Annotated in this window: 10 protein-coding genes and 2 pseudogenes; 4 read left to right on the plus strand and 8 right to left on the minus strand. The window is 48.6% G+C overall.

The window, feature by feature from the left end:
• Nucleotides 1–25 precede the first annotated feature (25 nt).
• Nucleotides 26–1,219, plus strand: a complete 1,194-nt coding sequence (locus N5098_RS01520) for an antibiotic ABC transporter permease (protein WP_267635915.1) — start codon at nucleotides 26–28, stop codon at nucleotides 1,217–1,219.
• Nucleotides 1,220–1,222: 3 nt separating this feature from the next.
• Here the strand turns inward: N5098_RS01520 and N5098_RS01525 are convergent, their stop codons facing one another.
• The 4 genes and pseudogenes from N5098_RS01525 to N5098_RS01540 all read right to left on the minus strand — a co-directional run.
• A complete protein-coding gene (locus N5098_RS01525) occupies nucleotides 1,223–2,359 on the minus strand; it encodes a beta propeller repeat protein (protein WP_267635916.1) in 1,137 nt (378 codons plus the stop codon).
• 4 nt (nucleotides 2,360–2,363) lie between these two features.
• A complete protein-coding gene (locus N5098_RS01530; RefSeq protein ID WP_267635917.1) occupies nucleotides 2,364–3,728 on the minus strand; it encodes a sulfatase in 1,365 nt (454 codons plus the stop codon).
• 112 nt (nucleotides 3,729–3,840) lie between these two features.
• Nucleotides 3,841–4,950 carry a glycosyltransferase family 4 protein gene (locus N5098_RS17490; RefSeq protein ID WP_267635918.1) on the minus strand — a complete coding sequence of 370 codons (1,110 nt, stop codon included), beginning with the start codon at nucleotides 4,948–4,950 and terminating at the stop codon, nucleotides 3,841–3,843.
• A gap of 217 nt (nucleotides 4,951–5,167) precedes the next feature.
• Nucleotides 5,168–5,353: pseudogene (locus N5098_RS01540) on the minus strand (IS4 family transposase); the annotation flags it as partial.
• 39 nt (nucleotides 5,354–5,392) lie between these two features.
• Here N5098_RS01540 and N5098_RS17495 point away from each other — a divergent pair.
• Nucleotides 5,393–5,656 carry a winged helix-turn-helix domain-containing protein gene (locus N5098_RS17495; protein WP_368407979.1) on the plus strand — a complete coding sequence of 88 codons (264 nt, stop codon included), beginning with the start codon at nucleotides 5,393–5,395 and terminating at the stop codon, nucleotides 5,654–5,656.
• 524 nt (nucleotides 5,657–6,180) lie between these two features.
• Nucleotides 6,181–6,975, plus strand: a complete 795-nt coding sequence (locus N5098_RS01545) for a hypothetical protein (protein ID WP_267635919.1) — start codon at nucleotides 6,181–6,183, stop codon at nucleotides 6,973–6,975.
• 8 nt (nucleotides 6,976–6,983) lie between these two features.
• On the opposite strand, the gene N5098_RS01550 is transcribed toward N5098_RS01545, so the two are convergent.
• A complete protein-coding gene (locus tag N5098_RS01550) occupies nucleotides 6,984–8,159 on the minus strand; it encodes a glycosyltransferase (protein ID WP_267635920.1) in 1,176 nt (391 codons plus the stop codon).
• Between the two features lie 94 nt (nucleotides 8,160–8,253).
• The gene (locus tag N5098_RS01555; RefSeq protein ID WP_267635921.1) at nucleotides 8,254–9,735 is read right to left on the minus strand and encodes an oligosaccharide flippase family protein; all 1,482 of its coding nucleotides are present in this window, start codon (nucleotides 9,733–9,735) and stop codon (nucleotides 8,254–8,256) included.
• A gap of 724 nt (nucleotides 9,736–10,459) precedes the next feature.
• Here N5098_RS01555 and N5098_RS01560 point away from each other — a divergent pair.
• Nucleotides 10,460–12,283 carry a hypothetical protein gene (locus tag N5098_RS01560; protein WP_267635922.1) on the plus strand — a complete coding sequence of 608 codons (1,824 nt, stop codon included), beginning with the start codon at nucleotides 10,460–10,462 and terminating at the stop codon, nucleotides 12,281–12,283.
• Nucleotides 12,284–12,433: 150 nt separating this feature from the next.
• On the opposite strand, the pseudogene N5098_RS01565 reads toward N5098_RS01560, so the two are convergent.
• Nucleotides 12,434–12,585: pseudogene (locus N5098_RS01565) on the minus strand (IS5/IS1182 family transposase); the annotation flags it as partial.
• Nucleotides 12,586–12,773: 188 nt separating this feature from the next.
• Nucleotides 12,774–14,576: a glutamine--fructose-6-phosphate transaminase (isomerizing) gene (gene glmS, locus N5098_RS01570; protein WP_267635923.1), complete on the minus strand. Its 1,803-nt coding sequence runs from the start codon at nucleotides 14,574–14,576 to the stop codon at nucleotides 12,774–12,776.

Here is a 14,576-nt window from a genome sequence, read left to right on the forward strand (position 1 = left end):
AACACCTGTTGCAACATGGGACGAGATGACTGAAAGCGTGCTGGACAACAGTAGTCACGATTATTTACAGGTGTTGTTGGATTCACTCTCCTATGCCAGAGACCGGAATTACATTGGTTACGATAAACACGACGGAATGAGCAGCAAGATACGTCGCTCACTTCCAGCGGACAACCGATGGCTGAATCTCTGCTTTCAGGAGAGTGTGAAGCGGGCACCAGTCAACCTCCGACCGCTATCTCTGGTCGAACCGAGGCCGAATCCGAAGGGGCTCTCACTTTTCTTGATGGCAAACTACTCGGCACACCAGCTCACCGGAGAGCAAACGTACCGCTCGGAAGCAAACGCACTCGCCGAGCGTATTATTGAACACGGCTCCGATACATACTCCGGATTCGCAATCGGGCATAGCCATGAGCTTCAGGGGCTACACGGCAAGACACCAGCGGGCGTCCCTGGGATTGTCCAAACATCGTACGGAGTCAAGGCACTACTTCGCCTTTCGAACAAGAACGAGCAGTATCAGGAAATCGCAGCAAGTGGCAGTGATTTTCTAGAAAACGACCTTGACCCGGTTCAGGCCAACCCTGGTATTAAAGTCAAGTACAACCCGACAGATTCCGGAGAGAGTTACACACTGAATGCGAATGCGGTTGCTGCTCGCATGCTCGTCGATTTATATGCGTGTATCGGTGATGAGCGATACAAATCGATGGCGACTGACATTCTTGAATACGTCGCAAGTCACCAACAGCCAATCGGTGGCTGGAAATACACTGACCCACCTTCGGCATCTCACCTTTCGATGGACAACTATCACAACGGATTCATTATCGAGTCCTTTCTCCGATACCAGGAACTAATTGACTCGAACGCATTCGCTGATGTCGTGGACCAGGCTATAGAGTTTTACCGGACAGAACTCTACGATGACAACGGTGCACCTCACTGGGACGAGCAGAAACCGTATCCACGGGATGTCCACGCAGCGGCACAGGGAATTCTCGTATTTACGTATTCGGGCAACCGGGAGTTTGCCCGGGAGATTGTCGACTGGACTCTCGATAACTTGTACGCCGGACAAGGACAGTTCTACTACCAGAAACAGAAGTGGTTCACGAAACGATTCACACTCATGCGGTGGTGTCAGGCTTGGATGACATATGCTCTCAGTGAGTTTCTCCGCCAGCGAGATGAGGAACTGTCCACGGAAGGCTGATTTTCAGACACGGCCCTGTCGCGCCTCTTTCAACTCGTTCCGAAGCGCATCCACACTCCGTGAAAGAATCTCACCGCTGTGGTGGACGGTGTTGTAGGGGTTGAAAAAGAGACCACGAGAATCGATAGCCTTCAGAAACACGTAGGCGTTTGTACTGTACTTTTCGAAGCCGAGCCTGTCGAAGAGGGGATTTTGTCGCTGGAACGAAGCAAGTTTGATCCACGTTGAGAAATCGTCGGCCGACCCCGCCATCCAGACTGTGGCCTCCTGGCTGTCTGTTCCAGTCTTCGCGTCGTCGGGTGCCGTACTATCGGGAACTGGGCTGCATCCGGTCGAGAAGCATAGTATCTTTTCTTCGTCCGTTGAGAGAGATGCAGCGTAGTATATCGGATTCCGGACGGCGTGTAACTCGGTTGGTTCGCCCTGGAGGGCAGTCCGCTGTAGCTGTAGTATCTGATTTTCCTCCGCATATGGGCAGTCCATGCCCCAAACGATAGAGTCTGGGAGGAACTGGAATGAGACTGTTCGCCAGCGTTGACTCCCCGTCCCGACCCTGTGGTACTCCCCACTTTCGACGTATCCGAGCTGTGATTCCTCGTCCGTGTCCCCGGTCGCAATCCACAGCTTCTCGGAGTAAGGGTCGGATTGGACGGCGTGGATGTGTCTCGATTCCGGGAACGTTCGGGCAACTCTCCACGAGTCCCCCCTGTCCGTACTGCACAACAGCCGCGGAGTGTCGTCGTACGAAGTTAGATATTCCCCGACGAACAGGGTCTCATCGTGTTCCGTAACGCCCGTCGGAAGGACGCCACGAACTGCCGAGTTTTCCGGAAGTGTGAGGACGTGGTTCCAGCTCTTACCGCGGTCAGGAGAGTAGAACAACCATCGCTCCGCGTTCGCGAGCAGTTCCTGTCCCGAGAGGTGCCAGACGTTGATGCTGTGTATCGGTCCGGTAAAATGTTGGAGTGCGGAACTCCAGTATTTCGTCGTTTTGAGTCTGAACGATATAGCCTCTCTTCCCGTGGCTTGGTTAGGAATCCGTCCGATTTTCTGCAACTCTCCGCCAGGCTTGTCCTCCAGGTAGACCGAGCGATTCGCAGATGCCAGTAGTCGACTGCAGTAGAAGCCTTCCAACTTCATGCAATCAGTTCAGATAGCCGAGTTGCTTGAGCTGTGACTCGACTTCCTCGCCCATCTCGCTGTCTTGTCCACCGGTCTCGTCTCGCTTTTCGTCCAGTTCGTCTACCCGGGCGGTGAGGGCGTCTTTCAGTTCCGCTGCGTTCTCACTAGGCTCGACAAGTGATTCGGACGCACCCGTCCCCTCCATGAAGAACTCGTTTCCGGCACCGTCGACGATGTACTTTTGACTCCCGTCTGTCACCGCACGATACTGCGTAACATCCTTCTGTTCGTCTGCTGTGTGTGGCGTGTAGTCTTCGACCAGTGCATACTGCGTCGTTTTGGACTCTAAACACTCTTCTGTATACTCGCCTTCACGGAGAAAATCCATCAACTGAACGAGTTCGAATGGCTCCTTGATACGGCGCTGTTCGGATTGCCCCGGAAGCTTCACCACGAGAGGAACATTGACGTTCACGTCACGGATGTAGTGTGTCGGTGTCTCGTTTCGGCTGAATTCCCCAAGTGTCTTTCCGTGGTCTGCGGCAATAATAATGAGCATCTCGTCGTATAGGCCGCTCTCTTGTAACGTGTCGACGAACGAACCGAGCTTCTCGTCTTGATCTCGGATACTCGCATCGTACAACTCTCGAATCCGCTCTGTCCGAGTACTACCCATCCCGTCACCTCTGATCTGGTCGTTCAGGATAGACATGTTGAGTTTCCGAGACTCGAACGGTGAGGGGGGCGAAAGTCCGAGGTGACGGAACGCCTCTTTGGATGGATAGTACGGCGTGTGTGCGCCCATCAGATTGATAAATGTGTATGTCGGTGTATCTTCCTGTCGTACAATCCATCGCTCCGCAGACGATAGGAATCGAGACGTAAAGAACCCATCTTTCAGAAGCGACAGCGGTTGTCGGCTTGCCTTGCCGAGAAGCGTATGGAGTGTCGAATACGTCTCTTCTTTCCTCGTTGGCTTCCAGTCCCGTGGCGAGGAACTGATTTCGAGGTCCCACTCGACGAACGCATCGAAGCGGCGGTGAAGGTCCGAGGTCCGTCCCAGCCACGGGTTGTGTGAGAATCCGCCAGTTCGGTAGCCACGTTCTGCCAGCGATTCCGCAATTGTCTCGTATGAATCCGGAACAACCGTCGAGTCACCAGGGAACACATTCGTCATTCCGTGTTCTGATGGGTGCAGGCCGGTCAGCATTGACGTATGTGCCGGCAAGCTCCACGGACCCGGAGTATACGAATTCTCGAAAACGACGGCGTCTTCGGCAATAGTGTCTAGGTTGATGGATGTTTTGCGGTCGTGTCCGTAGAGGGAGAGGCGGTCCTTTCGGACACCGTCTAAAATAACAAACAAAATAGGTGGTGTCTGGGCCATGTTGTTCCTTACAAATCATCTACTAAAAGCGTAACTATGTCTCCTCACCTGTATGAAAACGTCGGGAGATCGGATACCATCTTCTTTGCGTTACGACGCTGGTGACGAATATCTATCCCCGGGAATTCGCAGAGGGGATCTCTTCCTCATCCAACTGGGTGAAAACGTCTTTCCACTCGTCACTGACCTGGCTACGCGAAAACTTCTCTCTCACATCCGGTGCATTCTGTGAGAGTCGCTCGCGTAGTTCGGTGTCATTCAACAGGACCTCAAATGTATCGGCTAGGTTCTCGGCTGTCATTTCTGAAAGTATAATTCCGCTTTGCATATCATCAATGATATCGACTGTATTTCCTTTCGAAGGATCTTCGCGGTGTGGTGCAATACCGATGAGCCCAGTGGCCATTGCTTCAACTAAGGGAAATCCAAATGCGTCTTTCTCCGAAGTCATAACAAAGATATCTGATTTATGGTAGTATTCCACGAGCGCGTTTGGTTCAACCCAACCAGGCAGTTTGACGAAGCTTGAAAGGCTTCCCGTTTGTATTCGGTCCTTTACTTCCGGCTCTAGTGGTCCACTACCGGGCATCACAGCGTTGAATTCATATCCTCTTTTGTGGAGAATATCGAGTGCTTCGACGAAGAGTAACGGACGTTTAATTGGTTTCATCTGTCCAACCCAGATGAAATCGTAATGTTTGGAATCGTCTTTGGGTTGATACTTATCTATGTCTATCGAACCAGGCATGACCTTTACTTTCTCGGCCTGAATCCCATTCTTAACCAGATATTCTTTGTGTTTTGTCCCCATGACGAGTACAGTGTCGAAACGCGACAGCAGGAAGAACGTGACTCGCGGATATTTTTTCGAATATCGGTTTATGTCTGACCCGATAATCCAGTGATGGGTCGGCTTATTGAACATCGTTCCGAGAACTAAACCGTAGATTCCGGACGGAAGCAGCGAGACAGTTACTATTTCGTCCGTCTTGTTGACGAAACAGTGCTTTAGTGTATAGAAAAACAGGAGGAACGCCTGGAGTATCTTTGGCCCGACCGGGGGAGGCCTTATATATGAGATACCATCCAGCGGAACAGCTGGGTCAACACGCGCGATAGTCACCTGCCCGGTAATCTCCTTTAGTGGCTCAAAGTGTTTCTGGATTTTATCGGCATGCGGTCCGACGTTTGAGATTACGAGCACCGAGTGATTTTCTTCCACAGGGGAACTGCCGTGTTCTTGGTTAATAAAGCCCCGGAGAAATTGACCTCTCCCAGAACAACTGGATTGTGTGCGAGAATACCCAAGTCGAACAGTTAGACTTAAACTGTTTTTGATTAAATAGGCTGGCATTTCAGACTCACGGAAACGGAAATATTTCGGCTCAGGCCACAGCTATCGCTGGTGGACGACTACTGTTTCCAGTGAGTAAAGACGGTCAGACAGGCAAATACAGCGTCTCACTCCAGAAGCTCCGGACTTTCTGGATTGCACGTGCCACGCCACCCTCCAGCGGTTGACGCTGGCGAAATCACATGACAAGCATGTATCCAATCAGCACAGAACAACCCGAACAGAACGCCGTTCAGTGATTTCGAGCGGCACTTCCTATGTTGAGATACTGCACGAAAACCAGCCATGGAAAGCCAAATAAATCCAGCAGTTGTTAGCTGAGAAATTCGACGTTCGGTGTCATCCCGATCATTTGCATCGGCACCTCCGGAACCTCGGATTTTCATACACACGAAACCGTCCAGAATTTCCATCTCAGCAAGATAATTTGATTGAACTCTCGTTGCACGCGTCAACGAAGAGACTGACACACCACAAAATGTATGTATTACTGACAAAATACACCCACACATCAACTTTAACTTCGTATTTTTCCAGTTGGCTCAAACATCTCAACCCAATTGAACAAGTCTAGAAAGGACCCAAACGCGACGCTTCACCAGCTATCGTCGTAAGCGGAGTCCGGCAGGACTTCTCGCTCTCCGACTTTCTGATGATCCCACGGATTGACTATATCTCGCAAAATCTTGGATCGAACTGTTCCTCGGCCCTCATTTGCAAGAGTGGTCTTGACATCATGTATCTTTAGCCATCAGTAACAACACGGCCTTCGCAACACATCGCACATCATTATCTGGGATGAGGGTGCCGCTTTGGAATACTGTATGGTTATGAATTGAAAGACTGGAACGTACTGGTTTTCTCAACTTGAAATCCTTGGCCGGAACTGGTTTAAGTTAGAACACGACAATCACCAACCGATATACATTAATATTCAAAACCATATCTTGCAATTAAGCGCGTATGTCACCGGAAATCTCTCCCAAACGTATTCTACATAAAATACGTAACAACCCTCGACTGTTGCTCAGAAATCTAAACTCAATGTATCATAGCCGCGGGTGGAAACAGTCGTACAACCACTCAGGTACAGATGTAATGGCTGAAGACTGGGACAACCTTTTGATACTTGATGCCTGCCGATACGAGGACTTCAAACAGAAAGTCCCTTTTGAGGGTCGGCTTGAATCCAGAGTATCACGAGGTTCAACAACCTATGAATTTCTTTTAGGCAATTTTGATGAGCGCGAGTACCACGATACAATATACATAACGGCAAACCCTATGCTTGAGAGAAATCGGGATACTATCTCGACATCGTTTTATAAAACGTACAATATATGGCAAGAAAACGGCTGGGACGCCAATCATCAAACCGTTCTTGCTGAAACGGTCACAGAGACTGCCCGACAAGTACACGAGCGACATCCGTCGAAACGACTGTTGGTACATTATTTGCAACCACATTTCCCGTTTGTCCGCTCCACAACGAAGTTTGACAAGCGTATTCCTGATCCAGATGAACCCACGAATATGTGGACTGAGATTCTGACGGGTGAACTCGATATTTCGCCCGAAACTGTGAAAGATGCCTACCAGCGTAATCTCGAGTATGTCTTTGGCAGTGTTGAAGAACTTCTCCCCGTACTTGACGGCAAAACAGTGATTAGTTCAGATCATGGAAACGTGATCAACGAAAGATCATTCCCGATTCCAATTCGGGAATGGGGTCATCCGCCACAGACCTATATCGACGAACTTGTCAAGGTGCCGTGGTTCGTAACCAAGGCAGACGAAAGACGTTGCATTCAATCCGAAGACCCTGAAAGTGAACGTTCCGATGTGGATGAACAGGCTGTACAAGAACGACTAAAGAACCTAGGATATGTTTGACACGGTTTTTAAACACCGAAGACACTCCGAATCTCGGAAAGGAGATTTGCAGATACGTTGCTCCAAGTCTGGGTCTTAACAAATTCAAATCCAGCTTCAATCTGCTGCTTTTGTTGTTTACCCGAGCGAGATAATTCAACGGCTGATTCAAGCAATTCACTGTCTGAGGTGACAGTGACGTGGTACCCGTCTTCCACATCGTACCCACGGACTCCAAACGGTGTCGAGACCACAGGAACCCGGTTTGCGAAGTACTCGAGCAGTTTGATGTTCGTGCCCGCGCCGGTTGTCACGGGATTGAGTGCGATATCTGCATGATGATAGTATGGATAGAGGGCATCAACGAACCCCGTTGTTGTGACATTTGACGGCGTTGTGGAGAAGTTTTTGCCGACAGAGCCAGCTATCACGATGTGTAGATGACCGTCAAAAGAAGGGGCCAAATTGACGAGTGTACGTGCCGCCTGCTCATTCTGCGCACGGTCAGTCCCAACGAATAAGCAGGTCGTCTGGTTCTCTGGAACACCATCTGGTCGAGCGACGTTTTTCTGGTCCGACGGCATCATCAAGTCATCCTCATACACTGCGTTTGGTGCGATAAACGTGTTACTGTCAATAGCCCAGGTTTCTCTATATTGTGTAAGATCACGCTCGGAAACACAGATGATGCCATCGGACATCTGGACTGCATTCTTTTCCTGACGATAAACCCATTTGAACAGGGGCTTTGTTATACCACTGTTGAGATGATTGTAGTGTTTGAATTCGACATTATGACTTGAATACAAAACAGGTACATCATTGGTCATTTCGACAATTGATTGTACTTGCCACGGACCCTCCACGATGATGATATCGGCCCACTGAACGAGAGATGTCAACGTATCAGTGGGATTAAACCGTAGGTAAAATTGGAGTAATGTAGAAGACGGGAGTTTGAATATGCCCAATATTCTAGATGTATTCTCTATAAAACTCACATTCCGGATTTCTTTATAATCTTTTTCTATTTCGACAGCCTGTTTGTAGGAACCATCAAACAATGCTGAAGGCGGAACCCGTTGTGCATATCTAATTACTGTGTCACCTGTTCCGGGGATTGATTTTACGATTCCGTGTGTGCGGTGGTCACCACCGGAGGTAGGAGGATAGCTTGGACTAGGAGAAACTTGGAGAACGTTCATGGGCTAAATAGAGATTCACAAATTATTCCTCTTTCTATTTTTGTATTCAGGCCGGGTCGTCTACGCTTGGCTTCAAACTGTGACTTGAAGAAATTCACTCTGCTATTATCTGTTTAATCGGCTCTATCTCATCATCAGAGAGCAGCATAATAATGATTCCTAAATAAGTAGATCCGCCAAGGATCAAGCTGAGCACAAGTAGCTGTAATCCGGATAATTTGAAACCTAATAGGAATAAAATAACAGCTGCAGCGCCGCCTGCAATAACTGGTTTAATATAGTTCAAGTTGTATGGGAAAATATCTTCCAAATACCATACTTGGACAACTCGAGCGATATTTATTGAACTAATAACAGTTGCTGTTGCGACAGCACCTCCAATGAGGCCCATCTCAAGAATAAGGATGTAATTTAACACAACGTTTGCAACCCCGCTCACGACTTGGTTTAATGTAACAATATACTGATGGTCCGTCATCATAAGTAGATATCCACTAGCTCCCACAGCAGCATTGGCCAACTGTGCAAGCGAAATTAACGTCACAACCCAGACACCATCTGAGAACCCATCTCCGAATATCTCTAAGACCTCTTCAGCGTTTATGACTAGTAATATTGTCGGGAACAAGCAAATGGTAAAAATCCAGAGGGTTACGATCTCGTAAAGATCTTCAAGTTCTGAAAGTCGACCGTTACTGTACAGGCGAGATGCAATTGGTGGAAATAGCTGATTAAAAGCCGTGAGAGGAAGTGCGAGAAATCCCGCTAGTGTAATTGAAATTTGATATACGCCAACAGCGGCACTCGATAAAAAGAGACCTATCATGAAAATATCTGTTCTCTTGTATAACAGGGAGCCCATTTGATTAAATGTGAGTGGTATCGAAAATTTCAGATAGGAAACCACATCTGATTTCGTAGGTGTTTTTACTTTTGAAAAATGTGTGCTTTTTGACAGTAAAAAAACAGCAACCAGAAGAGTACCTATCGACGATAAGACTAGTCCGATTGTTGCTCCAATAATAGAAAACCCTAGTAGAACTGCACCTCCGACAAAACAAAGTCGGAAAAGTGGTCGTGAAATTGACTTGACTAAAATGGTGTAATGGAGCTTTTCGATACTCTTGAAGACGGAAGCTCCAATATTTGTAAGACCATAAAATGGAAGCATGAGTGCAAGAATTCGAAGCGTTTTACTAAACAGCGATTCATCGATTGTCAGTTCTGACAAAGTCGGAGCAAAAATAAAAAGAAGAACCCCAACTACAACACTCATAATTAACGAAATAGTAGCTGAAAGTGTCACAAAAGCCTGTGATTTATCATTCGATTCACCAAACTTTGGAATGAATCGTAACAACGAATTATTTGCCCCCAAATTTATAAATATCAGACACAGTGGTAGTGTGAGGAGAAGATACGCGTAGATACCGTACAGTGAAGCGCCGAGAGTACGGGTCAAAATAACTGTGGTGACGAGTGTTAAAACCGTTTTAACCATATGGCCTAATATATGTATCCCTGCACCTTGCGAAATAGAACCTAGGTTAGATATCTTCGATTCAGCCTCACCCATCTATTTTGAAGCAGAGTCTCTTGTTTATAAATACCCTATGATTAGATAGCCTATCATTCGCTCTGCCGTGTTGAAGACAATCTAATCGACTGATCTCGTGGAGTAGCAGAACGAAGCCGAGTAAGTCGATTCTTGCCTATGGAAGTCAATTTCCTTGACTTCGTTGAGTAGTGTCAGTATCTATCTTACGGGGAAGTACTCGGGCAAACTCGCCAGCGGTGGTTCGCCTGCTGAAAACATCGTTACTTCCCGGATGAGGCAAGACAGCGGTGTCTGGACGCAGTAAAGCAGTCATTTCTGTATGGTTTGACGGTGAGCCTCTGCTGCCACTTCGGGGTTGCTGCAAGTAATACCGATTTCACTGCTCCGAACCGATGATATTATCTCGATTTCGACGTCTCTCGGAGAAGGATGCCACTCACGGCCCAACAGACAAGCCGTGGGCTGACCCCAGGCAGCTCGCGACCAGCATTGTTCAGTCACCGACTCAACCCTACTGGGTCGCTTTTTTCATGCAAGGCTGACGCTCTTAGGGACCGCTATACCAGGATATATAAATTGCTGGGGAGTAGTACAAGACGATAGAAGATGGAATTGGCGTTTGATAGTGTCGAGTGCATTGTCATTTCGTGTACTCACCTATTATAACCACAAATAGATGGGTATCAAGAGTAGACGGAAGGTAGCTACGTATTTCCAATACAGTCTTTGGATAGCTACCGCTGTGATTGGGGTTGTTGGACTATTGGGTCCAGTTGCATTCGGTTCTCCTAACTTGGCAATAAAAGGCAGCTATATTTCGGTGCCACTTATTTTAGCAGCAGTGTTATATTTATCTATATCTCGGTCGGAAAAAAAGAGCGGAATTAAGACAAGATTGCCGCTCCGTAGTTCCGTAAGTGTATATCTCATTTTCTGGGCCTGTGCGGTTCTAGTTGCTGTTGTTTTTGTCAGGTCGCTCATCTATTACAGTTTGATTGCAGCGTGTTCTACACTCATAATCTGGCAAATTTTCTGTCATGAGGAAACAATAGCATTAAAACTTGGGGTATTGTTTGAAGCTAGTATTTTGTTTTTAAATATCATTTATACAGTCACACTCAAGTACTATTTCTATGTTGGTGGCACAGACCCGCTGGCACATGCGTATCTTGTTGAGTCGCTACTCAACACAACAGAGATTACTAATGCGTTCGACATCTATGAGTCATTTCCGTTATATCACATCATGGTTAGCTCACTCAGTCTTGCTGGGGGATCCTATCTTCCACCGCGAAAATGGAACGTTCTATTTGTTGGACTTGTCGGTGTTCTAGGAATTTTCTTTATCTTCCTAACCGTTCGTTGGATACTCACAGACTGGCGTTACGCCGCTGTTGCTACAGCCTTGCTAGCAATCAATTCAATCTATATATACTACATGATAAGGGCAATACCCCGAAGTGTGATGACTGTGTTTACTGCATTCATCATATTTTCGACACTACATTCAAGCCGTCGGTTGCAATTACTGATCGCTTTTCCGATCATAGTACTTGTTATGTATCATACAGCTACTGTCCCGTATATTCTATCTATACTGTGTCTGTTGCTTTTGTTGCAGCTAGTTTTCTCACACCGCGACCAAGCGACAAATACAGGAAGAGTAATCTTTTTCCTTGGAATAGGTGCGATTTCGTACTGGGCTTTCTATGCAGAAGAGCTTTTATTGGCATTTTTCTCCGTATTAATTTCAACTTCAGTTGAGGCACCAGGTGGAGGAGTCTCCTTCAATTCGGATACTATTGTGGCAAATCTTTGGAATAACTTGCAGTATGTGGGAGTGATATCTTTAGCGATACTGGGCGGTATTTGGAGCCTTCGAGAGGACGAGCTCAACTGGGAAGGACTGACAGTTATACTGGCAGGTACAATACTAGTTGCGCTTACGTTTCCGGGGCCACTGCAGTTTATCGAACAGCTTGAATCTCTGGAACTTCGCCGATGGTCGGAGTATACCATTCCCTTGGTTTCGATTGCAGCCAGTTTCGGTACGATTGAACTATATGACCGCTTAGACAGTTCTCAGATGCGTGTCGTTTTTTTCACCTTCTTACTTGTGACTGCCGGATTGTCCGTTTCAAACACACTCGTGGCACCAGAAAACCCGATTGTAGAAGAACCACGCCATACGCCATACTTGGAGAAAAGTGAGGTGGACGCAACAGTGTTTGCGGCGCAGAATAGTAAAAACGGAGTTATGGCTGACTACGTGTCTTTCAGATATCTCCAGTGGTCAAACTATGCTGACAAACCTCACATTATGGAGGTATCCTCTACCAATGAGATCCAGACAGGCCCACAAACAGGCCTCGTTATTATTCGTCAACAAGAACTTCGAAAGAGCGGGCTAAAGGTCTATCCACTCGGCGAGAATAGTTTTACTTACAAACCAACATGGCGTGGAGGCGGGGTACTTGAACTCTATCCAGATGTACAGATGGATTCATCAGCACACAATCAGATATATGACAATGGAATAAATGTGATTTACGGAAATGATTCTTGATCATTAATGATATATCTTATATTCTTTTGAAGTGTATTGTTGATTACATAACACAGAACAGATAGGTTTTGTAGTATTTCGTCATGTTTTATGTAGAGTTCTCAGCGAAGTTGAAAAAAGATTCAGCTTTGGTGAATCGCCATACATAGCTTAATTTTGGTGGGTGACAGCTCGTTTGATGTTGTAGACAGAACACATCAGGACAATTTCGCGGAACTCGCGGTACCACGCTCGGCCACTCCGTGCGTGCCCGAGCGTGCGTTTGATCGAGGAAAACACTTCTCAGAGAGCGCTCGTGCTCCTGTGCGGAGAGGCGCAGGAGAACTCGCCAGACTGCCATCGTCAATCTATCGAACTACTTGACTAACGCCGAGTAATCAGGCAATTCGTCCCCTGTTCTAAGTCTGCCAGCAGACGGTATTGTTAGATGCCTGCTTACCACCTCCATGGTAGAGAAAAGAGACACGCTACCCAACAAAAATCATACCAGTCACTCTACTGTCACACTCTTTGCCAGATTCCGTGGCTTGTCGATTGGACGGCCCTTCGAATCCGCGACGTGATAAGCAAACAGCTGCCAGTAGACGTTTGCGACGAGAGGCTCGAATAAACCAGCCGAGGGAACCTTGAACAACTCATCGACGAACTTCTCGTTTTCCATCGACGACGCAACAATCACTGGCGCGCCGCGTGCTTGGACCTCCTTCACGTTGTTCAACGTCTTCTCCGACCGCGACCCCTCCGTCAGCACAGCTAGGACAGGTGTCGTTTCGGTTACGAGCGCCAGTGGCCCGTGTTTCAATTCGCCCGATGCGAACCCTTCTGCGTGGTCGTAGGAGATTTCTTTGAGCTTCAAGGCACCCTCCAGCGCGACCGGATACCCGAGGTCACGGCCGATAAAGAAGAATGCATCCGAGTCGGCGTACTCCTCTGCGACCGCCTTGACCTGTTGTTCCCGATCCAGTACCTGTTGGATTGCACCGGGAACCGCCCGCATATTCTCAAGCAGCGTCGATGCACGACCACCGGACAACGACCCGCACCGCTTCCCTGTGTACACCGAAAGCATCGCGAGGGTTATGACCTGCGAGGCGAACGTCTTGGTCGCGGCGACCCCAATTTCAGGTCCAGCTCGGATGTACATGCTGTCATCGACTTCACGGGTAACCGTACTGCCGAGTGTATTCGTGACAGCTAATGTCCGAGCACCAGCTTCAGCAGCCGTACGAATGGCCGAGAGTGTGTCCGCTGTTTCACCGCTCTGGGTAACCGCAATAGTAAGTGTCCGCGATGGGTCGCGGCCGCCGTCGAACATGTATTCACTTGCCAGGCTTACTGTCGCTCTGACGTCTGCTATCTTCTCGAACAGGCGCGCCGCGTACTCACCCGCGTAGTACGACGTTCCGCAGGCGACAAACTGCACCTCCTCGAGTGATTGAAGATATTCCTCGGGGATGTTGAGATTGAGGTCGACATCACCGATGTCGGTGTCGAGTCGACCGGAGATTGTCTGGCGCAGTGCCTGTGGCTGCTCGTGAATCTCTTTGAGCATGTAGTGCTCATACCCGCCCTTCTCGGCGGCATCGGCTTCCCAGTCGATCGTTTCGACCGTCGGTTCGACAGGGCACCCACCCCGGTGAATTTCCACGTCACCGTCGGTCAGGACTGCCACGTCGCCATCTTCGAGATACGAAACGTCACGCGTGTGGCCCAGGAACGCGGTGACATCGCTAGCGAGATACGCCCCATCGTCAGCGTGTCCAATCACGAGTGGACTATCTTCGCGTGCGGCCAGAATCGCGTCGGTGCCCGCAATCGTCACGACGAACGCGTAACTCCCATCAAGCCGGTCTACCACGGCATTGATAGCCTCTACTGGTGAGGTGTCGCCGTCCAGTTCGTCTTCGAGAAGGTGCGGGATGACCTCAGTATCGGTCCCGCTGGTGAAGGTGTGACCCGACAGCTCCGCTTTGAGTTCGTCATAGTTTTCGATAATGCCGTTATGAACGACTGCGATACGGCCAGTACAGTCGGTGTGCGGGTGTGAATTCGCGTTGCTCGGCGGCCCGTGTGTCGACCAGCGAGTGTGTCCGATCCCGCAGTTCGCGTCACTTGCCTCCGGAACGACATCGAGGAGGTTGTCTATTTTCCCTTCGCGCTTGTACACCTCAATCGACCCGCTGTCGAGTGCGACACCCGCGGAGTCGTACCCCCGGTAGTCGAGATTCTGTAGACCTGTCTGAACGATTGGCAGTGCGTCCTGTGAGCCGATGTAGCCGATGATTCCACACAT

Origin of the sequence: Halovenus rubra, from assembly GCF_026586665.1 — an archaeon.
Lineage (GTDB): Archaea > Halobacteriota > Halobacteria > Halobacteriales > Haloarculaceae > Halovenus > Halovenus rubra.

Bases quoted from the DNA above. Each gene is read 5' to 3' on its own strand.
- N5098_RS01550 (WP_267635920.1), bottom strand. From the start codon at position 8,159: ATGAACGTTCTCCAAGTTTCTCCTAGTCCAAGCTATCCTCCTACCTCC.
- N5098_RS01530 (WP_267635917.1), bottom strand. From the start codon at position 3,728: ATGGCCCAGACACCACCTATTTTGTTTGTTATTTTAGACGGTGTCCGA.
- N5098_RS01525 (WP_267635916.1), bottom strand. From the start codon at position 2,359: ATGAAGTTGGAAGGCTTCTACTGCAGTCGACTACTGGCATCTGCGAAT.
- N5098_RS01545 (WP_267635919.1), top strand. From the start codon at position 6,181: ATGGCTGAAGACTGGGACAACCTTTTGATACTTGATGCCTGCCGATAC.
- glmS (WP_267635923.1), bottom strand. From the start codon at position 14,576: ATGTGTGGAATCATCGGCTACATCGGCTCACAGGACGCACTGCCAATC.
- N5098_RS01520 (WP_267635915.1), top strand. From the start codon at position 26: ATGACTGAAAGCGTGCTGGACAACAGTAGTCACGATTATTTACAGGTG.
- N5098_RS01555 (WP_267635921.1), bottom strand. From the start codon at position 9,735: ATGGGTGAGGCTGAATCGAAGATATCTAACCTAGGTTCTATTTCGCAA.